Raw genomic sequence first — 23,810 nt, 5'->3', positions numbered from 1 at the left:
ACTCACTCGCCGGATTCCTTCACGGCAGTTTCTTTCACGGCGATAGCGACGAGGTCGAGGCTGTCGTCGATGTCGGGTTCGCTGATGCTGAAGTCGTCGACGGTGATGCCCTCGACGTCGCGGGTGAGATCTTCGGGCCAGGGCTCACCGGCCAACGCGCGGTCGATCTGCGCGTTGATGAACGATCCGCCGTGCTTGGCGTCGAGTTCCTGCAGACGTGAACCGTGGTGGACGCCGGTCATCAACTGAACGCGGAATCCGGCGTCTTCGAGCAATTCGGTCATTTCGGCGGCGTTGAGCTCACGAGTGTGGAAAGGGTTGAGCGGCGTGTCGCGGCCGGGGGAGAACGTGATCCGGTTGGGGGTACTGATCAGAAGTTCACCGCCGGGAGCGAGAACTCGGAAGCACTCGCGCAGGAACTGACCCTGATCCCACAGGTGCTCGATAACCTGGAAATTGACGACGACGTCAACCGAGTTGTCGGCCAGTGGAAGCTCGGCGAGATTGCCGTGGAGCATCTCGACACGGGGGTAGCGCGCACGAACGTGTTCGACCGCGGAGACGTCGTAGTCGAGGCCGGTAACCTTCGTTGCGACGTCCGCAATCATGTTGGCGCCGTAGCCTTCTCCGGATCCGGCCTCGAGGACTCGGCGGTCCGTGCAGCGCTCCAGAAGTGCGCGGTACACCACTTCGTGGCGTCGGAACCAGTAGTTCTCCTCGGGGATTCCTGGCACGGTTCGTTCGCCCGTCAAGGGCAGGGGTGCGTCCTCGTGGTTGCTGACACTCGTTTCACTCACCCGTGCGAGATTAGTGCCATCCGAGTAGAACGTGTTCGCCGTGGTCCAGATCACTGCTGTCAATTCCTGTTCGTGCCGTTATGGTGGACGAGGTTCCACGTTAAGTTACCCACCGGTAACTTAACGTGGGGTAATCTAACGCACAGCCGACGTGAACCGAGAAATTCGCCCGTGGGGAGACCTGTCGGACTCTCTTTTCGGACGCTCGGACTGCGCGAGCACCACAGACGATTTATCAGGTGAATTACACACAGGAGGTCGACGAAGACCCATGACGAATATCGTTGTTTTGATCAAGCAGGTCCCCGACACATGGTCCGAGCGCAAGCTGACCGACGGCGACTACACGCTTGACCGTGAAGCCGCCGACGCAGTCCTCGACGAGATCAACGAGCGCTCCGTCGAAGAAGCACTCCTCATCAAGGAAGCTCAGGGCGGTGAGGTAACGGTGCTGTCCGCAGGTCCCGACCGCGCCACCGACGCTATCCGCAAGGCTCTGTCGATGGGCGCCGACAAGGCCGTCCACATCAACGACCCGGCACTGCACGGCTCCGACGCGATCCAGACCGCATGGACGCTCGCTGCTGCTCTCGGACAGATCACCTTCGAGAACGACGAGCCTGCCGACCTGATCATCGCCGGCAACGAGGCCACCGACGGCCGCGTCGGCGCTGTTCCGGCCATCATCGCCGAGTACCTGGGCATCCCGCAGCTCACGCAGCTGCGCAAGGTCGTCGTCGCCGACGGCAAGATCACCGGTGAGCGCGAGACCGACGAGGGCGTCTTCGGCCTCGAGGCTTCGCTGCCCGCGATCGTCTCGGTCACCGAGAAGATCAACGAGCCGCGCTTCCCGTCCTTCAAGGGCATCATGGCCGCGAAGAAGAAGGAAGTTCTCGTTTACACGCTGGCCGACCTCGGAGTCGACCCGGAGACCGTCGGAGTTGCCAACGCAGGCACCACCGTGACGTCCTCCACCCCGAAGCCCCCCCGTACCGCTGGTGAGCGCATCGCCGACGAGGGAGACGGTGGCACCAAGATTGCCGCTTACCTCGTCAGCAACAAGGTCATCTGATCGCGCCCTTCTAGACATCCAGCAGAAGAACTCAGGGAGAGTTAAGTCATGGCAGAAGTACTTGTGCTCGTAGAGCACGCAGAGGGTGCGCTGAAGAAGGTCAGCACCGAACTCATCACCGCTGCACGCGCACTCGGTGAGCCGTCGGCAGTTGTCGCCGGCCCCGCGGGCACCGCAGCAAAGCTCGCCGACGCTCTGGCAGCAGCCGGAGCCGAGAAGATCTACGTCGCCGAGTCCGACGACATCGACGGCTACCTCGTCACCCCCAAGGTCGACGTTCTCGCCGCTCTGGTCGAGTCCACCAGCCCGGCAGCAGTCATCACCGCAGCCGGCACCGAGGGCAAAGAGGTTGCCGGTCGTCTGGCCGCACGTCTTGGCTCCGGACTGCTGACCGACGTCATCGAGATCAAGGCTGACGGCACCGGCGTCCACTCCATCTTCGGTGGCGCGTTCACCGTCGAAGCCAAGGCCAACGGCGACGTTCCCGTCTACTCGGTTCGTCCGGGTGCAGTCGAGGCTGCTCCGCAGGCCGGCGCAGGCGAGCAGATCACCGTCGAGGTTCCGGCTCAGGACGAGAGTGCCGTCAAGGTCACCTCGCGTGAGCCCATCGTCGGCGGCGACCGCCCCGAGCTCACCGAGGCGTCGGTTGTCGTCTCCGGTGGACGTGGCGTCGGCAGCGCGGACAAGTTCTCCGTCGTCGAAGAGCTGGCCGATTCCCTCGGTGCTGCAGTCGGTGCTTCGCGTGCCGCTGTGGACTCGGGTTACTACCCCGGACAGTTCCAGGTCGGTCAGACCGGTAAGACGGTCTCCCCGCAGCTGTACATCGCGCTCGGCATTTCCGGTGCCATCCAGCACCGCGCCGGCATGCAGACGTCCAAGACCATCGTCGCGGTCAACAAGGACGAAGAGGCACCCATCTTCGAGATCGCTGACTTCGGCATCGTGGGCGACCTGTTCAACGTCGCACCGCAGCTCACCGAAGCTGTGAAGTCCCACAAGGGCTAAAAAGCGCAAACTGCTGTGCGCCTTTATCAACCCCCCGCGGTTGATAAAGGCGCACAGTGCTTTATTCACCCGGCCTGCATCGGCATGTCACTTCGTCGATACCGAGACGCCGTTCGCGCTCGATAAACCTTGCGCATGACAACTACGTCAGTCCTTCGCTCCGCGAGTGACAATCTCGGCCGTGAGGTCGCCCAGCCGAGATATTCCCTGATCGTCTCCTCCGACCGCGAGCATCGTGTCGCAGCGCAGCGCCTTCGATACCGAGTGTTCGCCTCCGAGCCAGGCTTCTCCCTCCCGGCCTCGGCCGGGGTCTTCGAACTCGACGCCGACGGCTTCGACGAATTCTGTGATCATCTACTCGTTCGCGACAACATCACCGAGGAGTACGTCGGCTGCTACCGAATGCTGCCGCCGGATTCCGCTGCGGCGGCGGGTGGGTATTACACCGCAACCGAATTCGACATCTCCGCGCTCGATCCGGTGGCGAACAGGATCGTCGAAATGGGTCGCGCGTGCGTCGATCCCGCGCACCGCACCGGATCCGTCCTCAGCCTGATGTGGTCGGGCATTCTGCACTACCTCGAACTGACCGGATACGAGTGGGTGATGGGCTGCGTCTCCGTGCCCATCCTCCCGAGCCCCGATTCAATTGCCGGCGCCGATGTCCGCGGCGTCCGTGACTTCGTGATGAACAAACACGCCAGTCCGGGGTCGCGGCGGGTGACGCCACGAAACCCGGTGGTCCTCGGCGGTCTGACGCTCGACGAGATTGCCGCACCGGAACGCGTGACGATGCCGCCGTTGCTACGTGGCTACTTGCGGATGGGCGCGATGATCTGCGGGGAACCTGCTCACGATCCCGAGTTCGGTGTAGCCGATTTTGTTGCGCTGCAAGGCCTTCACTCCGCCAACAAGCGCTATCTGGAACGGCTGCGATCGGCGGCCGCCGCACACGAATCGGGGATCGGCTGATGACCGCGACGGTGCCGTACTGGGTGCCGACGAGCCCCTGCGGCGACGGGTGCCTACCCACGGACGCACCCGGTGTGTCGAGTATCACCGTGATGGCCCGCGGGGTCATGGTCGGCGCCGCACTGGTGACTGCGCCGGTGCTCTCGGCCGGCTGGCTGCTCCCGCGCACCTGGCGTACGGAGATGCAACGCGGATACTCGCGCGCGTTGCTGCGTTGTCTGGGAATGAAGCTCACGGTCGACGATCAGCGGTTGGGGCGCGCCGAACCGGCGGGCGTGATGGTTGTCGCCGGTCACGTGTCGTGGACCGACGTCCTCGTCGCGAGTGCCGTTGCCCCGGCCAACTTCGTCGCCCGTGCCGACCTGCTCGACTGGGCAGTGCTCGGTGGTCTCGCGCGCCGGATGCGCGTAGTGCCCATCGATCGCGCCCGACTGCGTGAACTTCCCGGAACCGTCGACGTCGTTCGCGAACGACTTCAGCGTGGTGTCCGCGTAATGGTGTTTCCCGAGGGAACGACCTGGTGCGGGCGGGCGTACGGAGGTTTTCGCCCGGCAATGTTCCAAGCTGCCGTCGACGCCGAATGCCCGGTTCAGCCGATGGCGATCCGCTACGAGAACGCCGACGGTTCCCTGTGCACCGGACCGTGCTTTGTCGGCACCGAAACTATCGGTCAGTCCATCCGTCGGATCCTGCGTCAGAAGAACGTCGAGGTGAAGGTCAGGCTGGCTCCGCTCGAGGAGGCAGGGGAGTGTCGAGTCGACCTCGCGCAGCGATGCGAGAGAGCCGTACGTGGCGTCGAAACCATCGATTTGGCAGCTCACGACATCTTCGACCCCGCACCGGAACTCGTGACACAAGCCGTGGGACAAATCGATACCTCCCCGGCAATGACCGCTTAGCCTGCTGAGCGAGGCTGGGCGAACTCTCGTGCTGGGCTATCCTTGTCAAGCCATGACTCTGCCTGCACACAGTGCCCACGCCGGATTTCCGGTGTACCTCGATCATGCCGCCACGACTCCGATGTCGGCAGCCGCTATCGAGGCGATGACCGATACCTTCAAAACCGTGGGCAACGCGTCCTCGCTGCACGGTTCCGGCCGTGCGGCCCGGCGCCGCGTCGAGGAGTCGCGGGAATCGATCGCTGCCAGCCTGGGTGCGCGGCCTTCGGAGGTCATCTTCACCTCTGGAGGAACCGAGAGCGACAATCTCGCGGTCAAGGGCATCTACTGGGCTCGCCGTGACGCCGATCCGCGACGCACTCGCATCCTGGCCAGCTCCGTCGAGCATCATGCGGTGCTCGACGCCGTCGAGTGGCTCGAGCAGCACGAGGGCGCGCGCGTGACGTGGTTGCCGGTCGACGAGAACGGTGTCGTCGACCCGCAGACCTTGCGCGACGAGCTTTCCGTCCACGCCGACGAGGTAGCACTCGTGACGGTGATGTGGGCCAACAACGAGGTCGGCTCGATCATGCCGGTCGTGGAGTTGGCGGAGATTTCGGCTGAGTTCGAGATTCCGATGCACAGCGACGCGGTTCAGGCCGTTGCGCAATTGCCGGTCGATTTCGCGGCGAGCAAGTTGTCCGCGCTGAGCATCGCGGCGCACAAGTTCGGTGGTCCGCACGGCGTCGGCGCACTGCTGCTCGGACGCCAGGTTCCGTGTGTGCCGCTCCTTCACGGCGGCGGACACGAACGTGATCTGCGTTCGGGCACTCCGGATACTGCGGGCGTTGTCGGGATGGCTGCGGCGTTGCGCGCGAATGTCGAGAACTTCGATTCCAGCACAAGGGAATTGGCGCAGCTGCGTGACCGTTTGATCGACGGAGTCCTGGAGATTCTTCCCGAGTCGGTGCTCAACGGCCCGACCGGATCCGATCGGCTTCCCGGTAACGCGCACTTCACCTTCCCCGGCTGCGAGGGCGATTCGTTGCTGATGCTGCTCGACGCCGCCGGTATCGAATGTTCCACCGGTTCGGCGTGCACCGCCGGTGTGGCCAGAGCCAGCCATGTCTTGATCGCGATGGGCGTCGAATCGCCCGTCGCGCGTGGCTCACTGAGATTTTCGCTCGGACATACGTCGAGTGTCACCGATGTGGACGCGCTGATCGCTGCGCTTCCACAAGTAGTAGAGCGCGCTCGGGCCGCCGGTCTTGCCGGTGCCGGTTCGCGTGGAGGGGATCGCTGATGCGAGTACTCGCAGCCATGAGCGGAGGTGTCGACTCCGCTGTCGCCGCCGCCCGCGCTGTTGCCGCCGGACATGACGTCGTCGGCGTTCATCTTGCGCTGTCCACGGCGCCGGGTGCATTGCGGACGGGTTCGCGTGGATGCTGTTCGAAGGAAGATGCCGGCGACGCCAGGCGCGCTGCCGACGTCCTCGGAATACCCTTCTACGTCTGGGATTTCGCCGATCGCTTCAAGGAAGACGTGATCGACGACTTCGTGGCGTCGTACGCAGCGGGTGAGACCCCCAATCCGTGCCTGCGGTGCAACGAGAAGATCAAGTTCACCGCACTGGCCGACCGTGCGGTCGCTCTCGGCTTCGATGCCGTGGCGACCGGTCACTATGCGCGCCTCGAAGACGGCGTCCTACGCCGGGCGGTCGACGCGGACAAGGACCAGTCGTATGTCCTCGGTGTACTGACGGCCGATCAGCTTTCGCGAGCGATGTTCCCGATCGGTGACACACCGAAAGAACAGATCCGCGAGGAAGCCGCCGAGCGCGGTCTGGCTGTGGCGAACAAGCCTGACAGCCATGACATCTGCTTCATCCCGACCGGCGATACCCGAGCATTCCTGGGTGCGCGCATCGGCGTTCGTCCGGGAAGCGTCGTCGATGCCGATTCGGGTGAGGTCCTCGCCGCACACGACGGCGTACACGGCTTCACGATCGGACAGCGCAAGGGCCTCGGCGTCGAAGGTCCCGCAGGTGACGGCCGTCCGCGGTACGTGACCGCGATCGAGCCCGAAACCGGAACGGTGCGAGTCGGTTCGGCCAAGAATCTCGACGTCTGGGCCATCTCGGCCCAGCGCGCGATCTGGACCTCGGGCCAGGCGCCGGAAGGCCCCGTCGAGTGCATGGTGCAGGTTCGTGCGCACGGCGGACTGGCGCAGGCCGTCGCCGAGGCCGTCGACGACGGTACTTCGGGCGGCGGCATCTCCATTTCGTTGCGCGAACCACTGACCGGCGTCGCGAAGGGCCAGGCCGTCGTGCTGTATCGCCCCGACAGCGAACTGGGCGACCAGGTTCTCGGCAGTGGCACCATCTCCGGCACCGAATCCGAGCCGAACACACTGTGACACAGCAGGTTTCCATCGGTGGCCTCGTCACCGGAATCGGATCCTGGCCGGGCACGGACGCCCGCGAAAGCGCCGCAACCATCCTTGGCGAACTGGGCGGTTTCCCACACCTGGTGGAGTTGCCGAGCCGCGGTCTCGGCGCTGACATGGTCGGCCGAGCAGGCGCGATTCTGGTCGACATCAACCTCGACGCCTCGACCCGCGCCTATCGCGTCGTGCCTCGGCGGGGCAACGTCGCGAAGCGAGCCGAGGACTTCCTGAATCAGGATCTCGACGCACTCGAGGAAGCCTGGGAAGCGGCCCGTCTGGTCGGCGGAGACCACGTCGTCAAGCTCCAAGCTGCCGGCCCGCTGACACTCGGCGCCGAGATCGAGGTTGCAAACGGTTCGCGAGTTCTCGTCGACCGTGGGGCACTCCGGGACATCGCCGAATCACTTGGTGAGGGGCTCGCGCGCCACGCCGCCGAGGTCACTCGTCGTACCGGTGCCCGGGTGGTGATCCAATTGGACGAGCCGCAGATCGCGGCAGTGCTGGCCGGTTCACTACCCGGGCGCACCAAGATGGAGAGCGTTCCGGCTCTGCCGGAACCCGAGGCGCTCGCCGTTCTCGACTCGACGATCAGCGGTTGCGGATTGCCCACAATCGTCCACAGCTGCGGCGCCGACATGCCGTGGGATCTACTGAGGCGAAGCCAGGCGTTCGGCGTGAGCTTCGACATGTCGCTCATCGGCTCACGTGATCTGGACGGCATCGGCCAGTTGTTCGACGCCGGCAAGGAATTGGCTCTCGGTCTGGTTCCTTCCGCCCCGCCGGAAAAGCCGGTGACGTGGAAAGAGTGCGCGATGCCGGCCGTCACCCTGATCGATCGTCTCGGCTTCTCGCGTGAACTCCTGCAGAACCAGGTCGCGGTAACCCCAAGCTGTGGTCTTGCGGGTGCGAGCCTCGAGTGGAGTCGAGCCGCCCTTCGGCTGTGTACAGACGTCGGCAAGGCATTGGTGGACGATCCGTCGGCGTTCTGATGTGTTGCGTTCTGACGTGGAGTCGTGTGGTGTGTCGGTGTGAACCGATAATCTTCTAGCTGTGACTGAAACCGCGGATGCAATGCAGCCAGCGCCCAACGAGGCGCGCGAGCAGTGGACGGAGCTGGCCGAAGAGGTACGCCAGCATCAGTTCCGCTACTACGTTCGTGACGCGCCCGTCATTTCGGACGGTGCATTCGACACATTGCTCGGGCAGCTCAATGCTCTCGAAGAGCAGTACCCGGATCTGCGAACTCCCGACTCTCCGACACAACTCGTCGGCGGCGGATTCGCGACGGACTTCACGTCCGTCGATCACCTCGAGCGGATGCTCAGCCTCGACAATGTCTTCGACGAGTCCGAACTCCGCGGATGGATCGCCAAGGTAGAGCAGGAAACCGGGCCGGAACTGCACTATCTCTGCGAAGTGAAAATCGACGGTGTCGCGCTCAATCTCGTCTACGAGAACGGCAAACTCGTGCGTGCGGCAACCCGCGGCGACGGTCGTACGGGCGAGTTGGTCACTCTCAATGCCCTGACGATCAACGACATCCCGGAGCGGCTCACCGCTACGGACGAATTCCCGATTCCAACCTTGCTCGAGGTGCGAGGAGAGGTGTTCTTCCGCCTCGAGGACTTCGCGGCACTCAATGCCTCCCTCGTGGAGGAGGGTAAGGCGCCGTTCGCCAATCCGCGCAACTCTGCGGCGGGCTCCCTGCGTCAGAAGAATCCTGCCGTCACCGCGCGTCGTCGCCTCGGCATGATCTGCCACGGGTTCGGGCGCATGGAAGGTTTCGAGCCGGCTTCGCAGTACGACGCCTACGTGGCCCTCGCCGCCTGGGGGCTGCCGGTGTCCACGCACACCTCGCGGGTGGTCGGCGCCGACGCCGTGGTCGAAAAGATGAAGTACTGGGGAGAACATCGCCACGACGTCGAGCACGAGATCGACGGGTTGGTGGTCAAGGTCGACGAGATGTCGTTGCATCGACGTCTGGGCACCACGTCTCGCGCACCGCGGTGGGCGATCGCGTACAAGTACCCGCCGGAAGAGGTCACGACCAAGCTCCTCGACATCCGGGTCAGTGTCGGCCGCACGGGTCGCGTGACGCCGTTCGCGTACATGGAACCCGTCACAGTGGCGGGTTCCACTGTGTCCTTGGCCACCCTCCACAACGGCTCGGAGGTCAAGCGCAAGGGTGTGCTGATCGGCGACACCGTGGTGTTGCGCAAGGCTGGAGATGTCATCCCCGAGGTTCTCGGTCCCGTGGCAGACGTTCGTGACGGTACCGAGCGCGAGTTCGTCATGCCGACGCACTGCCCCGAGTGCGGCACGTTGTTGGCACCCGCGAAAGAGGGCGACGTCGACGTGCGATGCCCTAATCAGCAGTACTGCCCGGCGCAGTTGCGCGAGCGCGTGTTCCACGTCTCGGGGCGCGGAGCATTCGACATCGAGGTGCTCGGTTACGAGGCCGCGACCGGACTGCTGGAGGCGAAGGTCATCGGTGACGAGGGCGACCTCTTCTCACTCGACGCCGAGAAACTGATCGAAGTTCCGATCTTCCGCACCAATGCGGGAGCCCTGTCTGCCAACGGAAAACGCTTGCTGGCCAACCTGGATTCGGCCAAGGACAAGCCGCTGTGGAGAGTGCTTGTGGCACTGTCGATTCGGCACGTCGGCCCCACTGCTGCGAGGGCGTTGGCTGGCGAATTCGGTTCGCTGCAACGTATTCGGGAAGCGTCGGTCGACGAGTTGGCTGCAGTCGACGGCGTCGGATCCACGATCGCCGCCGCTGTCGTGGAGTGGTTCTCCGTCGACTGGCATCAGCAGATCGTCGACAAGTGGGCTTCGGCCGGGGTGCGCATGGAGGACGAGCGAGACGACTCGATTCCGCGCAATCTCGAGGGTCTCTCGATCGTCGTCACCGGTTCGCTCGAGACGTACTCGCGAGATCAGGCGAAGGAAGCGATTCTGGTGCGCGGCGGTAAGGCGGCTGGGTCGGTCTCGAAGAAGACTGCGTTTGTCGTCGTCGGTGAAGCGCCCGGTTCCAAGCATGACAAGGCACTCGAATTGGGTGTGCCGGTGCTCGACGAAGACGGCTTCCGGCGGTTGCTCGAAGATGGCCCGGATGCGGTCGCTCCCACCGATTTGGACGAATCAGAGTGACTTTGTCCGATTTCTGAGATTGGTGTGCTGGGTGCGATAGTGACGCCATGATCGAGATTCGTGAAGTTCTACCGGCTGAGTTCGAGACCGTCGGGGAACTGACTGTGCAGTCGTACGTGGGTGGCGGATTTGTCGCCGGCGGATCGCCGTACGCGGAGCGCCTGCGAGACACCGCAACTCGGGTGGAGCAGGGGCGGGTGCTGGTTGCCGTTCTCGGCGAAGAGGTCGTGGGTTCTTTGACGATCGCCGAACCCGGCACGCCCTTCGCGGATGTTGCGCAGAAGGGCGAACTCGAGTTCCGCATGCTCGCGGTCTCGCCGCAGGCTCGGGGATCGGGCGCCGGAACCGCATTGGTTCGCGCAGTGATCGCCGAAGCCTACGACCGAGGCGATCACTCGGTGGTCATCTCGACGCAGCCCGAGATGGTCGATGCTCGTCGCATCTACGACCGCAACGGGTTCGTTCCCGATCCCGAGCGCGCGTGGGAGCCGATTCGCGGTATGGAGCTGACGGTCATGGTTCGCGGTCTGGCCTGATTACCCGGCCTGGTCAACCCAGCACTGTCGCGACGATTCCGGCGAGATAGCCGAGGCGGGCTATCTCCGAAGGGCGGAATTCGGGTCCTCCGGGACGACCGAGCATGAGGACGCGATTGCCGGAGCCGAGCGGTGCGGCAGCGAGGCTGGTGTTCATCTCTCGCCAGACGTCCGGAACCCAGTCGGCCTCGCCGTCGAGGGCGGTTGGCTTGTCCAGTGGCATCCACGGAATGTCGGTGGCATGGGTTTCCGGCGCACCGGCGCTACCGACGACGCGGTACGCACCGTGCTTGCCGATGTCCGCGACGACGCACCAGCCGACTCGCAGTACACGCGGCGCGCCGTCGACGAGGACCTGTAGTCGATCGTTTCGGGCTGTCGCAACGGAATCGATGAGTTCGAGCTCACGATGGGTGTCGAGAATCCCGGCGTAGGGGCGGATCGAATCGACCAGCACGTCGGGCAGATGCTCGGCAGCGGTGATCAAGGTGTCGGGCAGTGCGCCCGGTTCGACGTCGACCACGAGGTCGTCGATGGCAAAACCGTCGCCTCGCTCCACGACGTCGAGGGAGAGGATGTCTGCGCCCACGGATCCGAGAGCTACGGCGAGCGCGCCGAGGCTGCCGGGTCGGTCGGGCAGTTGGACGCGAAGCAGGTACGACACGTGCGTGCCTTTCGCTGATCGGTTCTCGCCCGGATCACGTCGACCCGGGCCACACCCATCTTTGCACTTGCTCAGCACGCGTTGGTGGGCGCCGCGGCGGGGTCACACCGGGTGCACATGCTTGTCACACGAGCGAAACACGAGGTGGATTCGACGTGGCGGTGGACACAGTAGGCGCGCGTACCGGTCGACACAGCAGGCGTGCTTACAGGTCTGTCGCGGCGAGGAACTAGGCTGGACCGGCAATGTTCACGTCCTCTTCCGAAAGGGGCCCCGCGGTGCCTGCCATCTCCCGTGACGAGGTCGCGCACCTCGCGCGGCTGTCCAGACTCGCCCTGTCCGATGCCGAACTCGACGAGTTCGCCGGTCAGTTGGATTCGATTCTCAACCACGTCAAGGTGGTCACCGAGGTTGCGGCCGACGACGTCCCGCCCATGGCGAACCCCAATGCCGTCACCAACGTGACGCGCCCCGACGTGATCGTGCCCGGGTTGACCCCCGAGCAGGCATTGTCCGGAGCACCCGCAGTCGAACAGGATCGCTTTGCGGTTCCGCAGATCCTTGGAGAGGGCGAATGACCGATCTGACCACGCTGGACGCCGCTGAGCTGGCCGGCAAGATCCGCTCGCGTGAGGTGTCCTCGGTAGAGGTCACGCAGGCGCATCTCGACCGCATCGCTGCCGTCGACACCGAGTACCACGCCTTCCTGCACGTTGCCGGTGAACAGGCTCTCGAAGCCGCCGCAGCAGTGGACAACTCGCTCGCAGGCGGAAACGAACCCGCTTCGGCACTCGCCGGCGTCCCGATCGCGTTGAAGGACATCTTCACCACGACGGACATGCCGACCACCTGTGCGTCGAAGATTCTCGAAGGCTGGGTTGCGCCGTACGACGCGACCCTGACGAGCAAGCTTCGCGCTGCGGGCATCCCGATCCTCGGCAAGACGAACCTCGACGAATTTGCGATGGGCTCCTCCACGGAGAACTCCGCATTCGGTCCGACGCGTAACCCGTGGGATGTCACCCGCATCCCCGGCGGATCCGGTGGTGGTAGCGCTGCAGCGCTCGCGTCCCGTCAGGCCCCGTTGGCCATCGGCACCGACACCGGCGGTTCGATCCGTCAGCCCGCTGCGGTCACCGCGACGGTCGGAACCAAGCCGACGTACGGAACTGTCTCGCGCTTCGGGCTCGTCGCGTGCGCCTCCTCGCTCGATCAGGGTGGCCCCTGTGGTCGCACCGTGCTCGACACCGCTCTGCTGCACGAGGTCATCGCCGGGCACGATCCGCGTGACTCCACGTCCATCGACGCCCCCGTGCGTCCGGTGGTCGCTGCGGCACGTGAAGGTGCAGTCGGCGACCTGCGCGGCGTCAAAGTCGGTGTGGTCAAGGAACTTCACTCCGACAGCTACCAGCCCGGCGTCATCGCTTCCTTCGACGCTGCTGTCGAGCAACTCAAGGCTTTGGGCGCCGAAGTTGTCGAGGTTTCGTGCCCGAGCTTCGAGCATGCGCTCGCGTCGTACTACCTGGTGCTGCCCAGTGAGGTCTCGTCCAACCTGGCCCGCTTCGACGCCATGCGCTACGGACTGCGTGTCGACGAAGGCAACATGAGTGCCGACCAGGTCATGGCGGCAACCCGCGCCGCCGGTTTCGGCCCGGAGGTCAAGCGCCGCATCATGATCGGTACCTACGCACTGTCCTCGGGCTACTACGACGCCTACTACGGTTCGGCGCTCAAGGTTCGTACCCTCATCGCACGCGATTTCGACAAGGCCTACGAGAAGGTAGACGTACTGGTCTCGCCGACCAGCCCGTTCACGCCGTGGAAGTTGGGGGAGAAGGTCGGCGATCCGTTGGCCATGTACCTCTCCGACCTGTGCACGCTGCCGACCAACCTGGCCGGACACTGCGCGATGTCGGTGCCATCGGGTCTGTCCGCGGACGACAACCTGCCGGTGGGCTTGCAGATCATGGCGCCCGCCATGGCTGACGAGCGCCTCTACCGTGTCGGTGCCGCCTACGAAGCTGCTCGCGGCCCGATTGCAACTGCAGTCTGACCTGTTTGCTGTGCGCCTTTATTAACCCCCCGCGGTTAATAAAGGCGCACAGCAGTTTCAGGAGCAAGTCCCCAAAGCTGTTCCCTGATCGGTTCCGTAGCGGTGGCCGTGACCGGCGGGTACACCGAGCGAACCGAGCATGTCGACGGTGGTCTGCAAGAACGTGACGCCCGGGATCCACTGCGGGATCGGGCCGTCCTGCACGGCACGGCTCAGATCCGGCTTCTGCGTCGCGAGGGCGGGGGACCACCACACCACCGGGTCAGACGTGTTCGCTAGGACGGTTGCGCCGTCCGTCCGTGTCGCGCCGGCCGGGGGACCGGCCCACAACACGTCGCACGGGACGATGGGACTGCCCTCGGACAGAGCCTCGGTCAGTGCGGCGCTGCCGCCGACGGCGCCGAGGCTCTGTCCGTAGAGGAACAGGTCCGGTCGATCCTCGGCCGGCATCGCGGCAATGTGGCTACCGACAGCCGTGAACAGGGCGGTGGCTGATTCTTCGGCGTCGTCGCGGCTGAACAGGAATGTCGCCCAACTGGGTGCGTCGGAGTATTGCTGCCCGACTATCGCGACGTCTCCGCCGAACCGTTGCTCGATACCGTCGACTGCGTGGGTGTCGATCCAGCCCGAGCCGGTCGGAACGGCCACCACGACGCTGTTGCGGGCGAAGCCGCCGACGCGATCGAGTTCACTCACGGCGAGAGCGGCACGCGATGCGGCATCGGGTGCGGAATCCACACCGGCGTAGACGCGCACCGAGTCTTCACCTGCAGCGATGAATTTGCGTCCCTCCGCGCCCATCGAGGTCCACGAGATGAGCGATTCGGAGCTGCCTGTCGCAGAGCCCGAAAGTGGCTGTGTCAGAGCGGTGTCGATGTACGCGTTGGACTTGTCGAACGAATCGGCGAGGCCGTTCCAGACGGCGGGACCGACGACCAACTGCACGCCGAGGACTCCCATGACCAGTGCGCCCACGCTCCGCGCGAAACCCATCCACCGCAGCGCCTTCGAAAGTCCGACCCCGAGGCCCCAGAGTGCAAGGGCGGTCAGCGAGGCAATGCACCCCGCCTCCACCCAGTGGATCAGCCCGGCAGGCGGTGCACCCATCGCTGCTCGCAGCGAGTTCTGCCAACCGGCGGCGGCGAACATCGCAACTGCGGTGCAGGCAGTCGACAACCCGAACGCGGTGATGCGCCAATGACGTTCGTCGAATCGGGCCTTGACCCGGTCGGGGACGAGCCGACGGGCTACCGCGGAGAACGCCCACATCGCCAGTAGCCCGACCGCGACGAGCAGACCGCTGAATACCCCTTGGAGTACTGCTGATCTCGGCAGGAGTCCGGGAGCTAGCGAGATGGCGGACATCGCTGCCACGGCGACGCTCGTGGACACCCGGGGGAGTGCGAGCGCCCCGACTCGGGCGAGGACGGGGGTCCGTGACGCATTCAGAACGCTCATGCTGCAATCGCTTTCGGGGAGAAGGAGAACTCGTTCGACGGATCGAGGCGCCGCGATCGCATCAGGGTGAAGCCGAGGGCGGAAACTGCCAGAACTCCGGCCGTGCCGTAACCGAACCCCGATTCCGCGACCGGTGTCAGATAGCTTTGGCGCCAAGAGTTTCCGTTCACCGCTGTGACGGCGACATCGGCCATCGCGAAGCAATACCCACGTGAGAGAAAGGACGTGCGGTCTTCACAGGCCGCATGCATTCGCTCGTCGAGCTGACCGTCGAGGACCTGGCGGGCCCACGGCCCCAGTTCCGTTCCGTGCGAATGCGCGTAGCGGAGTAGGTCGTACCCGAGATCGTGTGCTTTGCAGGCCGAGTCGAATTCGTCGGGAAGCGGAATCGGTGACGAGCAGTCGCCGTGGGGGTTGGCGAGGTATCCGTCGACGACGGTAGGCGTGTAGCCGGCAAATGCGGCGAAATCCGACGGGATGGTGGTCGCAGCATCAGAGGCATCCGCGGTAGTCACAGTGGCGATCGCCCTGGATGCGTTCGAATTCTCGGTGCGCGGCGGCTCGGCTCCGCTCGCTCCTGCAGTGACGGTGATCGCTGCCGTTGCCGCCAGCGCCAGGGCAGCCCAGGTGCCGGCGCTTCGAGAGAGGTCTTTCACTCGTGTGATCCGCATGCCGTTCACGCTATGAACGGACAATCCTGGCGGTCATCGCTCTGGAGAGGGGTTCTCCGACGTGCGATCGGGTGAGAATTCCCTCCCCTGTGATACCTCGGAGGTAGGGGGATCTCACTCTGCAGTATGAGGACTTTCCGGGTTCGCCTTCATAGGCTTGACGGGTGATCAAGGTCCGAAGGAAGAACAGAGGCGCACCGGGTGTGCCCGCGCCGACATACACCACTGCCGGGTCGGTGCTGTCCGGCCTCGACGGGGCGGTCGTACATTCGGAGAAGGTGCGCCGGGCAACCAGTTTCGTGGCCCGCGGTCAGTTCTGGAACATCGTCATCGTAGTGATCACTCTGATCCTCTATTCGATTGCCTGGCCGACACTGCAACTGACGCATCATGTTTCGCCGCCGATCATGCCCTTCGTCGCCGCGTTGGCCGCCTTTCCGTTTGTCCTGATCCGGATCAACGCTCCGTTGGGATGGGCGGTGTCGGCGGTGTCGGCACTGATCATCCCGTTGGTGTTCGACAACACAACTGGTTACGACTACCCGTGGCAGGTCGTCCACATCATCGTGCTGATGTCGTTGCTCGCCGCGGTGAGTCTGCGGGCGCCCATTCAGGTTGTCGGCGTCGCCTGGATCTCCACGGTGCTGCTTTTCCTCGGCAACGCTCCGGGAAGCGACGGAGCCGGTTGGGCTGTCGGATTGAGCGCGCTGGTGGTCTTCTGCCTGCTGATCCGCTGGTTGGTTCTCTCTCGTCGTCAATTGGCCAAGCAGGAAGAAGTCAGTGAACTCGAGCGCACTCGGCGAACGATCCTCGAGGAGAAGGCGCGGATCGCCCGCGACTTGCACGACATCGTGGCCCACCACATGTCGATGGTGGTCGTGCAAGCGCAGAGTGCGCCGTACCGACTCGATGCGGTCACTCCCGAGATCCGGACCGAATTCGAATCGATAAGTGAGACAGGGCGAGCAGCGCTCAACGAGATTCGTGGACTCCTCGGAGTGCTGCGCAGCGACGGTGACTCCGTGGTGACGGCCCCGCAACCGGGCGTCGATCAATTAGACGACCTGCTGCTCGGCAGCACCCGTGCCGGACTTCCGGTGTCGTGGCGAGTCGACGGAGATCGAGCGTCGGTCTCGGAATCCACGGGCCTTGCGCTCTACCGGATCATTCAGGAGTCGATTACCAATGCGGCCAGGCATTCACCAGGCGGACCCATCGAGGTCGCCGTGGCGTTCGGCCCGCAATCGGTGAGCGCGCTCGTGAACAACGGGCCTTCGCCACTGGGTGGCAATCAGCACTCGGCGTCGGAAACCACTGGTGGCAACGGAATACGCGGAATGCGTGAGCGGGCTTCGGCGGTGGGCGGCATGCTGTTGGCAAACCGGCGCGAGGACGGAGGGTTCGAGGTCCGGGCCGAGTTGCCGTCGATGCCAGCCTAGGCTGTCCGAGTGCCCATCACAGTATTCATCGCAGACGACCAGGCGATGGTTCGACAAGGGTTCGGAGCCCTACTCTCCGCCCAGCCCGACATCAGCGTGATCGGCGATGCGCCGGACGGCAAGATCGCCGTCGCCGAGGTCGCGCGATTGCGTCCGGACGTGGTGTTGATGGATGTTCGTATGCCCGAGATGAACGGACTCGACGCTGCCCGCCAGATTCTGTCCGCCGGATGGGAACCGCCGGTGCGAGTCCTCATGCTTACCACTTTCGACATCGACGATTACGTCTACGAGGCCCTGAGCGTCGGAGCGAGCGGGTTCATGCTCAAGGACGCACCGGCTGAGGAACTGATTCGGGCGGTGCGCGTCGTCGCCGAAGGGCAGGCCTTGCTGGCGCCGACGGTGACGCGTCGCCTGATTGCCGATGTGACCAGCCGGCGGGCCGCACCGCGCGCACGGCCCGCAGCGCTCGATGCGCTGACCCCGCGTGAGCGCGAGGTCCTCGAACTGATCGCCCGCGGATTGTCCAACGTCGAGATTGCCGAGCGGCTGTTCGTCGCCGAGCAGACCGTCAAGACCCATGTCGGGAAGGTGCTGTCCAAGCTCGATCTGCGCGATCGCGCCCAGGCAGTCGTGTTGGCGTACGAAAGCGGGCTCGTCACGCCGGGTTAGGGGTCCCGTGCGGCGCGGCGTTGCGGCTCGGCAACGCCGCTATCCTGCGGCAATACGGTGACTGGGGGAAGATGGACACCAAGATCCACAATCCGGTCACGAGAGGTGCTGCACTATGCGAATCGGAATCCTCACGGGCGGCGGCGACTGCCCGGGCTTGAACGCGGTCATCCGCGCCGTCGTACGTACGTCGGCCGGTCGTTACGGCAGTACCGTGGTCGGATTCCGGGACGGCTGGCGAGGATTGCTCGAGGACCGCAAGGTCCCGCTCGACTCCGATGACCGCATCAACCGCATCCTCACCCGCGGCGGCACGATCCTCGGCACCGCTCGCGTGAACCCCGACAAACTCCGTGCGGGCCTCGATCAGATCAAGCAGACCCTCGACGACAACGGGATCGACGTCCTGATCCCGATCGGCGGCGAAGGCACACTCACCGCGGCCAGTTGGCTTTCCGAGAGCGGCGTACCCGTGATCGGTGTGCCCAAGACGATCGACAACGACATCGATTGCACTGACGTGACTTTCGGTTTCGACACCGCATTGGCCGTCGCCACCGACGCCATCGACAGACTCCACACCACGGCTGAATCGCATCAGCGCGTCATGCTCGTCGAGGTCATGGGCCGGCATGCGGGCTGGATCGCGCTGCAGGCCGGACTGGCGTCGGGGGCACACCTGACTCTGGTTCCGGAACAGCCGTTCGACGTCGACGAGGTGTGCGCGATGGTCAAGAAGCGCTTCCAGCGTGGCGACTCCCACTTCATCTGCGTCGTGGCTGAAGGTGCGATGCCCGATCCCGCGTCGATGACTCTGCGCGAAGGTGGCATCGACGAGTTCGGCCACAAGATCTTCACCGGCGTCGCGCAGCAGCTCGGAAACGAGATCGAGCGCCGCATCGGCAAGGAAGTTCGCACCACCGTCCTCGGACACATCCAGCGCGGCGGCACCCCGACGCCGCACGACCGCATCCTCGCCACTCGCTTCGGCGTTCATGCCACCGACGCAGCTCACCGCGGAGATTTCGGTCAGATGGTCGCGTTGCACGGAACGTCCATCGACCTCGTTCCGCTCGCCGAGGCGACCCGCAAACTCAAGACGGTGCCCAAGGAGCGCTACGAGGAGGCAGCCGCATTCTTCGGTTGAGCCGCAGACGCATAAACTGATCACCATGACTGCTGTCGATGCGCCCGACATCCTCGATTACGACGAAGTACTGACCAAGTACGAGCCTGTGATGGGTATGGAGGTGCACGTAGAACTCGGCACCGCGACCAAGATGTTCTGCCCGTGCCCCACCGAGTTCGGTGCCGAACCCAATACCCAGGTGTGCCCGGTCTGTCTGGGCATGCCCGGTTCGTTGCCAGTGGTGAACGCAGCCGCTGTCGAGTCCGCGATCCGGATCGGCCTTGCGCTCAACTGCTCCATCACGCCTTGGGGCCGATTCGCACGCAAGAACTACTTCTACCCGGATCAGCCGAAGAACTACCAGATTTCCCAGTACGACGAGCCGATCGCAACCGAGGGATACCTCGACGTGATCCTCGACGACGGGACGACGTGGCGCGTCGACATCGAGCGCGCGCACATGGAAGAGGACACCGGTAAGTCCCTCCACGTTGGTGGCGCTACCGGCCGTATCCACGGTGCGAGCCACTCACTGCTCGACTACAACCGTGCGGGTGTGCCGCTGGTGGAGATCGTCACCAAGACCATCCACGGTGCCGGTGAGCGCGCACCCGAGGTTGCCCGCGCCTACGTGACGGCGCTTCGTGATCTGCTCAAATCACTCGACGTCTCGGACGTGCGGATGGATCAGGGATCGATGCGCTGCGACGCCAACATCTCGCTGATGCCGATCGGCGCCAAGGAACTCGGAACGCGTACCGAGACCAAGAACGTCAACTCCCTCAAGAGCGTCGAGGTCGCAGTTCGCTACGAAATGCGCCGTCAGGCAGCAGTTCTCGACGCCGGCGGCGAGGTCATCCAGGAGACCCGCCACTTCCAGGAAGCCGACGGCACCACGGCCGCCGGACGCCGCAAGGAAACGGCCGAGGACTACCGCTACTTCCCGGAACCGGATCTCGAGCCTGTTGCTCCGAGCGCCGAGTGGGTCGAAGAACTGCGCGGCACCTTGCCGGAGCTTCCCTGGATTCGCCGCGCGCGGATCCAGAAGGACTGGGGAATCTCCGACGAGGTCATGCGTGACCTCGTCAACGCCGGCGCCATCGATCTGGTGATTGCGACCACCGAGGCCGGTGCTTCGCCCGAGGCAGCGCGCTCCTGGTGGCTGTCCTACCTGTCGCAGCAGGCCAACACCCGCGGCGTCGAACTCGGCGCTCTGCCGATCACCCCGGCGCAGGTTGCGCAGGTCGTAGCTCTCATCGACAGCGGCAAGCTCAACAACAAGGTCGCTCGCCAGGTCGTCGATCACGTCCTCGACGGCGAGGGTGACCCGGAGCAGGTTGTCGCGGCCCACCCGGAGCTGGTCGTCGAACGTGACGAAACCAAGCTCAAGGCAGCCGTCGACGAAGCACTCGCGGCCAACCCTGACATCGCGGACAAGATCCGCAGTGGCAAGGTCCAGGCCGCCGGAAAGATCGTCGGCGACGTCATGAAGGCCACCCGAGGACAGGCAGACGCGGCTCGTGTGAAGGAACTTGTCATCGAGGCGTGCAGCTAGCGCACACCGAATTTCTGACACTGATGCCCGGCCGAATCGAATTCGGCCGGGCATCAGTGTTCTACCGCTGTCGGTCTACAGACCAGGGACCACAACCGCACGGCCGCTTAGCGTTCCGGCAGCCAGTCGTCGATACGCTTCGGCACCGTTGTCGAGACTGAAGGTCTCCACCGCGATGTCGAAGATGCCGGCGTGGGCGAGGTCGATCAATTCGATCAACTCGTTGCGGGCACCCCAATACGGAACTGTCACCGAAGCCTCGTAAGGACTTTGGAAGAACCCGACTTTGGCGTGGGCCTGGCCGTCCCCGATCCCGACGATCGTGACGTCTGATCCGACGCCGGCGACAGCCATCGCGGTGTCGATGGTGGGCTGGTAGCCGACGAAGTCGAGAACCAGTGCGGCGCCTTGACTTCCAGTGATCTTGCGGACGTTCTCGGCCGCGTCCTTGTCGGACAGAACCACTTCGTGAGCGCCTACCTTGGTTGCCAGTTCGAGCTTGTCCGCGCTCACGTCCAAAGCGATGACCGTTGCCGCCGAGAGGTGACGGAGGAGCTGAATAGCGACGTGGCCGAGACCGCCGGTACCAATGACAACCGCGAACGAGCCTCCGCGAAGTTTCGGCAGAGAACGCTTGATCGCGTGATACGGCGTCAGACCGGCGTCGGTCAGCGGCACCGTCTTGACCGGGTCGAGGTCACCGATCGGGACAAGGTGGCGAGGAGAATCGACGATCATGAACTCGGCCAACGCGCCGGGTGCACCGAGACCGGGAGGATTGATTCCGAGTTCTTGGGCGCGAGAGCAATAGTTCTCGAGTCCTTGTGAGCAGTGCCAACAGTTGCCGCAACCCCAAGGCCCGTAGACGACGACATTGGTTCCGATGTCGAGACCTTCGACACCCTCGCCGACGGCGGCGACCTTGCCTGCGCCTTCGTGGCCGAGCGTGAGCGGAAGGCCGTAGGTGTACTGCTCTTCGGGCAGGCTCATGATGAAGTCGTCCGAGTGGCAGACGCCGGCAGCGGTGACTTCCAGGAGCACTTCACCTGGACCGGGCTCGGGTTTGGGAATCTCCGTGAGTTCGGGTTCCGCGCCGATTCTCGTGTACTGGATTGCCTTCATACCGACTCCTTTGTCGTGGTTGGCCAACCGCTCCTGGCAAGTGCGGGGTGTTTAGCCCCGCTAACAAAAGAGTACGCATCTGTGCATGTTCGGTCACGGGATCCGTGACCGAACAGACATGGCGCTTCGGCGATCGCGGCTCAGTCGATCCCGCCGCTGCCACTCGGCATCGGGATCTTGACCACCTTGTCGTCGTTCGGCCCCGGCTCGCCCGCGGTCTTGTTGATCGTGCTCGCCCACATCAAGCCGTCGGATCCGAGCGCCAAACCGCCCAGTTGGCCGTACGTGTCTTTCGCCACTGCCGACGGCGCGGTGGTGATCGCTCCCGTTCCGGGGTCAGCGGCCAATGCGGAGATCGCTTTGCCGGCCCCCAACGCGACAGCTACCACTCCCTGCGCCGCAATGCACCCCCCGACGCCGGGCCGGTCGGGCCAGGTCCAAGCGGGCGACGTCACTGTGCCGTCGGAGCCGACGCGTTGGAGGCGATCTTCGAGAGTGGTTCGGTCGGTGACCCAGGTCGCGATGCCTGGATCGACACACACGCCGCCGCCGTTACCGATTCCGGACAGAACAACTTCCGGGCGAGGCGGCGAAGCGTTTGGCGTCAACGATCGGACTCGCAACAGTTTCCCCGCCAACGAGCCGGGATCCTGAGCAACCGCAGGGTTGCCGGTATCGCCGGTCAGGACCATGAGCTGGTCCGGGGCCGCGAACTCGAGTGATCCGCCGTTGCCGCTTGCACCGCGCGGGATTCCGCCGAGGACCTCCTTGGCGGTGTCACCGGGAGCAATGCGGACCACCCGGTTGTCGGTTCCGGTGGTGACGTAGGCATAGATCAGGTTGTCTTCGACAAATGTGGGGGAGAGGGCGATGTCGAGCAGTCCGCCGTCGCCGCTACCGTCGACGTCGATTTTGGCAACCTCGACCGGCGTCGTGTTGGGGGCTACCTGCATGATTCGGCCGGTTCGCCGTTCGGCCACCAGCCCGGAGTTCCCGTCCGGGAGTGTGACGAGGCCGCCGGTGGTGTCGAGACAGGTTGCGATCACGGCGGTGTCGGCGTCCTGACACGGCCCGAGGGGGCCGGTCCGCGGCGCCGGCGGCGTGGTCGACGGCGGCGGATTCTCCGGCTGCACTTCGGCGCTTGCCTGGTTGGTCGGTTCGGGTGTGAACGGCGAGGCAGTCGATTCGTCGAAGTCCGCGCAACCTGCGAGCAACGATGTCCCGAGCACCAGAGCCAGTGCGCCCAGCGCTGCATGCCTACCCGTAGTCATGCCCAAGACGTTACGTAACCCACGGCAGATGCCGCCACGCCGGACCAAGGTTCCCCGTCGAGTTCGTGAATCGGCCATAGGCTCACCTACGTGACTGACGAGCGAAAAGATCCCAGCGAGTTGTCGGATGCGGACAAGCCGACGGGCAACGTGTCCAGTCCGTATGACTCGCCCACCGAACAATTTCCGACGGTGAGCGCCAAGAATCCGTTGCCGCGGACCGACGACGATCTCGATTTCGGTTCCACGAACGCCAACTCGCTGACCGAACAGATACCGACATACCGAGCGCCGGGCGCGGATCAGCCGACAGTGGCTCTCGGGCGAGAGACGGCGTACGACGCTCCGATCACCGCCGTCCCCACCGCCGAAGCCGTGGCAGGGACCACCGAGACTCCGCGGGGCCGAGGCACTCTCGACCTCGGTTTGCTTGCACTGCGTTTGGCCGTCGGCGGAACAGCACTGGTGCACGGTCTGCAGAAGTTGACCGGTATCTGGAACGGGCCGGGTCTGGGCGGTTTCGAGACGATGCTGGCGGATGCCGGGTTCCAGCAGGCGAAGTGGATGGCGATCCTCGGCGCCGTCGGTGAGGTCGCAGGTGGCGCCCTCCTGATCCTGGGGTTGCTGACTCCCGTTGCGGCAGCATCGGTTCTGGCCGTGATGATCAATGCGTGGGCGCTGCGTCAGGCGAGCGCACCTGGACTGGAGTACTTCGCCCCGGCCGGTACCGAGTACGAGATGCTGCTCGGAATCTGTGCGGGCGTCATCATTTTGACGGGTCCTGGCCGTATTTCGCTCGACGGTCGTCGTGGCTGGGCAACCCGCCCGTTCGTCGGATCGCTCGTGGTCTTGATCCTCGGCATCGCTGCCGGCGTCTGCACTTGGATCTTCCTGAACGGTGCCAATCCGCTCATCTGA

At 64.6% G+C, this 23,810-nt stretch carries 22 protein-coding genes; 16 read left to right on the top strand and 6 right to left on the bottom strand.

Features of this window, described 5'->3' with window-relative positions:
- Window positions 1-2: 2 nt before the first annotated feature.
- Window positions 3-797, bottom strand: a complete 795-nt coding sequence (locus AC2ETI_RS04000; protein ID WP_317831003.1) for a class I SAM-dependent methyltransferase — start codon at window positions 795-797, stop codon at window positions 3-5.
- Window positions 798-1,068: 271 nt separating this feature from the next.
- Between AC2ETI_RS04000 and AC2ETI_RS03995 the strand changes: the two genes are divergently transcribed.
- The 9 genes from AC2ETI_RS03995 (at window position 1,069) to AC2ETI_RS03955 (ending at window position 10,858) form a co-directional block, all read left to right on the top strand.
- On the top strand, window positions 1,069-1,869 hold the full coding sequence (locus AC2ETI_RS03995; RefSeq protein ID WP_019747906.1) for an electron transfer flavoprotein subunit beta/FixA family protein: 801 nt from the start codon (window positions 1,069-1,071) through the stop codon (window positions 1,867-1,869).
- A gap of 48 nt (window positions 1,870-1,917) precedes the next feature.
- Window positions 1,918-2,874: an electron transfer flavoprotein subunit alpha/FixB family protein gene (locus AC2ETI_RS03990; RefSeq protein WP_003944698.1), complete on the top strand. Its 957-nt coding sequence runs from the start codon at window positions 1,918-1,920 to the stop codon at window positions 2,872-2,874.
- A gap of 135 nt (window positions 2,875-3,009) precedes the next feature.
- Window positions 3,010-3,846 carry a GNAT family N-acetyltransferase gene (locus tag AC2ETI_RS03985; RefSeq protein WP_133728492.1) on the top strand — a complete coding sequence of 279 codons (837 nt, stop codon included), beginning with the start codon at window positions 3,010-3,012 and terminating at the stop codon, window positions 3,844-3,846.
- A complete protein-coding gene (locus tag AC2ETI_RS03980) occupies window positions 3,846-4,745 on the top strand; it encodes a lysophospholipid acyltransferase family protein (RefSeq protein ID WP_020907246.1) in 900 nt (299 codons plus the stop codon). The genes AC2ETI_RS03985 and AC2ETI_RS03980 overlap by 1 nt, the downstream gene beginning before the upstream one ends.
- 52 nt (window positions 4,746-4,797) lie before the next feature.
- Complete coding sequence (locus AC2ETI_RS03975; RefSeq protein ID WP_400820420.1) at window positions 4,798-6,027, top strand: cysteine desulfurase family protein; 1,230 nt, start codon at window positions 4,798-4,800, stop codon at window positions 6,025-6,027.
- Window positions 6,027-7,139 (top strand): tRNA 2-thiouridine(34) synthase MnmA, encoded by a 1,113-nt coding sequence (gene mnmA, locus AC2ETI_RS03970; protein ID WP_003944736.1) that lies wholly within the window; start codon window positions 6,027-6,029, stop codon window positions 7,137-7,139. The genes AC2ETI_RS03975 and mnmA overlap by 1 nt, the downstream gene beginning before the upstream one ends.
- Window positions 7,136-8,158: a uroporphyrinogen decarboxylase/cobalamine-independent methonine synthase family protein gene (locus AC2ETI_RS03965; protein WP_400820423.1), complete on the top strand. Its 1,023-nt coding sequence runs from the start codon at window positions 7,136-7,138 to the stop codon at window positions 8,156-8,158. The genes mnmA and AC2ETI_RS03965 overlap by 4 nt, the downstream gene beginning before the upstream one ends.
- Window positions 8,159-8,240: 82 nt before the next feature.
- Window positions 8,241-10,322: an NAD-dependent DNA ligase LigA gene (gene ligA / locus AC2ETI_RS03960; protein ID WP_400821228.1), complete on the top strand. Its 2,082-nt coding sequence runs from the start codon at window positions 8,241-8,243 to the stop codon at window positions 10,320-10,322.
- Window positions 10,323-10,369: 47 nt separating this feature from the next.
- Window positions 10,370-10,858: a GNAT family N-acetyltransferase gene (locus tag AC2ETI_RS03955; RefSeq protein WP_019747912.1), complete on the top strand. Its 489-nt coding sequence runs from the start codon at window positions 10,370-10,372 to the stop codon at window positions 10,856-10,858.
- A gap of 13 nt (window positions 10,859-10,871) precedes the next feature.
- Here the strand turns inward: AC2ETI_RS03955 and AC2ETI_RS03950 are convergent, their stop codons facing one another.
- Complete coding sequence (locus tag AC2ETI_RS03950; protein WP_020969299.1) at window positions 10,872-11,522, bottom strand: ACT domain-containing protein; 651 nt, start codon at window positions 11,520-11,522, stop codon at window positions 10,872-10,874.
- Window positions 11,523-11,800: 278 nt separating this feature from the next.
- On the opposite strand from AC2ETI_RS03950, the gene gatC reads away from it, so the two are divergent.
- Together gatC and gatA are read left to right on the top strand one after the other, a co-directional pair.
- Window positions 11,801-12,100, top strand: a complete 300-nt coding sequence (gene gatC / locus AC2ETI_RS03945) for an Asp-tRNA(Asn)/Glu-tRNA(Gln) amidotransferase subunit GatC (protein ID WP_003944747.1) — start codon at window positions 11,801-11,803, stop codon at window positions 12,098-12,100.
- Window positions 12,097-13,575 carry an Asp-tRNA(Asn)/Glu-tRNA(Gln) amidotransferase subunit GatA gene (gene gatA / locus AC2ETI_RS03940; protein WP_483633587.1) on the top strand — a complete coding sequence of 493 codons (1,479 nt, stop codon included), beginning with the start codon at window positions 12,097-12,099 and terminating at the stop codon, window positions 13,573-13,575. Before gatC ends, gatA begins: the two co-directional genes overlap by 4 nt.
- A gap of 57 nt (window positions 13,576-13,632) precedes the next feature.
- Here gatA and AC2ETI_RS03935 read toward each other — a convergent pair whose 3' ends face one another.
- Window positions 13,633-15,033 carry an alpha/beta-hydrolase family protein gene (locus AC2ETI_RS03935; protein ID WP_483633586.1) on the bottom strand — a complete coding sequence of 467 codons (1,401 nt, stop codon included), beginning with the start codon at window positions 15,031-15,033 and terminating at the stop codon, window positions 13,633-13,635.
- A complete protein-coding gene (locus AC2ETI_RS03930; RefSeq protein WP_029255103.1) occupies window positions 15,030-15,704 on the bottom strand; it encodes a hypothetical protein in 675 nt (224 codons plus the stop codon). Before AC2ETI_RS03930 ends, AC2ETI_RS03935 begins: the two co-directional genes overlap by 4 nt.
- 164 nt (window positions 15,705-15,868) lie before the next feature.
- Between AC2ETI_RS03930 and AC2ETI_RS03925 the strand changes: the two genes are divergently transcribed.
- From AC2ETI_RS03925 to gatB, 4 genes are all read left to right on the top strand, one after another.
- Window positions 15,869-17,143 (top strand): sensor histidine kinase, encoded by a 1,275-nt coding sequence (locus AC2ETI_RS03925; protein ID WP_243617156.1) that lies wholly within the window; start codon window positions 15,869-15,871, stop codon window positions 17,141-17,143.
- 9 nt (window positions 17,144-17,152) lie between these two features.
- On the top strand, window positions 17,153-17,815 hold the full coding sequence (locus AC2ETI_RS03920; RefSeq protein ID WP_007729374.1) for a response regulator: 663 nt from the start codon (window positions 17,153-17,155) through the stop codon (window positions 17,813-17,815).
- 115 nt (window positions 17,816-17,930) lie between these two features.
- Window positions 17,931-18,962, top strand: a complete 1,032-nt coding sequence (locus AC2ETI_RS03915; RefSeq protein WP_019747919.1) for an ATP-dependent 6-phosphofructokinase — start codon at window positions 17,931-17,933, stop codon at window positions 18,960-18,962.
- Window positions 18,963-18,987: 25 nt separating this feature from the next.
- Window positions 18,988-20,499, top strand: a complete 1,512-nt coding sequence (gene gatB, locus AC2ETI_RS03910) for an Asp-tRNA(Asn)/Glu-tRNA(Gln) amidotransferase subunit GatB (protein ID WP_019747920.1) — start codon at window positions 18,988-18,990, stop codon at window positions 20,497-20,499.
- A 75-nt stretch (window positions 20,500-20,574) separates the two neighbouring features.
- Here the strand turns inward: gatB and AC2ETI_RS03905 are convergent, their stop codons facing one another.
- Together AC2ETI_RS03905 and AC2ETI_RS03900 are read right to left on the bottom strand one after the other, a co-directional pair.
- A complete protein-coding gene (locus AC2ETI_RS03905; protein ID WP_019747921.1) occupies window positions 20,575-21,621 on the bottom strand; it encodes an NAD(P)-dependent alcohol dehydrogenase in 1,047 nt (348 codons plus the stop codon).
- Window positions 21,622-21,761: 140 nt separating this feature from the next.
- Window positions 21,762-22,892, bottom strand: a complete 1,131-nt coding sequence (locus AC2ETI_RS03900; protein WP_020907254.1) for a PQQ-dependent sugar dehydrogenase — start codon at window positions 22,890-22,892, stop codon at window positions 21,762-21,764.
- A 90-nt stretch (window positions 22,893-22,982) separates the two neighbouring features.
- Between AC2ETI_RS03900 and AC2ETI_RS03895 the strand changes: the two genes are divergently transcribed.
- Window positions 22,983-23,810 (top strand): DoxX family protein, encoded by an 828-nt coding sequence (locus tag AC2ETI_RS03895; protein ID WP_082148572.1) that lies wholly within the window; start codon window positions 22,983-22,985, stop codon window positions 23,808-23,810.

This window comes from Rhodococcus sp. MurmanLake-1 (assembly GCF_056945715.1).
The sequence above is the reverse complement of the archived record's forward strand: the minus strand, read 5'-3'. Positions and strand labels throughout refer to the sequence as shown.

Excerpts from the sequence above, each read along its gene's own strand:
- AC2ETI_RS03915 (WP_019747919.1), top strand. The coding sequence starts at position 17,931 with ATGCGAATCGGAATCCTCACGGGCGGCGGCGACTGCCCGGGCTTGAAC.
- AC2ETI_RS03975 (WP_400820420.1), top strand. The coding sequence starts at position 4,798 with ATGACTCTGCCTGCACACAGTGCCCACGCCGGATTTCCGGTGTACCTC.
- AC2ETI_RS03980 (WP_020907246.1), top strand. The coding sequence starts at position 3,846 with ATGACCGCGACGGTGCCGTACTGGGTGCCGACGAGCCCCTGCGGCGAC.
- ligA (WP_400821228.1), top strand. The coding sequence starts at position 8,241 with ATGCAGCCAGCGCCCAACGAGGCGCGCGAGCAGTGGACGGAGCTGGCC.
- gatB (WP_019747920.1), top strand. The coding sequence starts at position 18,988 with ATGACTGCTGTCGATGCGCCCGACATCCTCGATTACGACGAAGTACTG.
- AC2ETI_RS03995 (WP_019747906.1), top strand. The coding sequence starts at position 1,069 with ATGACGAATATCGTTGTTTTGATCAAGCAGGTCCCCGACACATGGTCC.
- AC2ETI_RS03955 (WP_019747912.1), top strand. The coding sequence starts at position 10,370 with ATGATCGAGATTCGTGAAGTTCTACCGGCTGAGTTCGAGACCGTCGGG.
- gatA (WP_483633587.1), top strand. The coding sequence starts at position 12,097 with ATGACCGATCTGACCACGCTGGACGCCGCTGAGCTGGCCGGCAAGATC.
- AC2ETI_RS03990 (WP_003944698.1), top strand. The coding sequence starts at position 1,918 with ATGGCAGAAGTACTTGTGCTCGTAGAGCACGCAGAGGGTGCGCTGAAG.
- AC2ETI_RS03935 (WP_483633586.1), bottom strand. The coding sequence starts at position 15,033 with ATGAGCGTTCTGAATGCGTCACGGACCCCCGTCCTCGCCCGAGTCGGG.
- AC2ETI_RS03905 (WP_019747921.1), bottom strand. The coding sequence starts at position 21,621 with ATGAAGGCAATCCAGTACACGAGAATCGGCGCGGAACCCGAACTCACG.
- AC2ETI_RS03900 (WP_020907254.1), bottom strand. The coding sequence starts at position 22,892 with ATGACTACGGGTAGGCATGCAGCGCTGGGCGCACTGGCTCTGGTGCTC.
- AC2ETI_RS03985 (WP_133728492.1), top strand. The coding sequence starts at position 3,010 with ATGACAACTACGTCAGTCCTTCGCTCCGCGAGTGACAATCTCGGCCGT.
- mnmA (WP_003944736.1), top strand. The coding sequence starts at position 6,027 with ATGCGAGTACTCGCAGCCATGAGCGGAGGTGTCGACTCCGCTGTCGCC.
- AC2ETI_RS03930 (WP_029255103.1), bottom strand. The coding sequence starts at position 15,704 with ATGCGGATCACACGAGTGAAAGACCTCTCTCGAAGCGCCGGCACCTGG.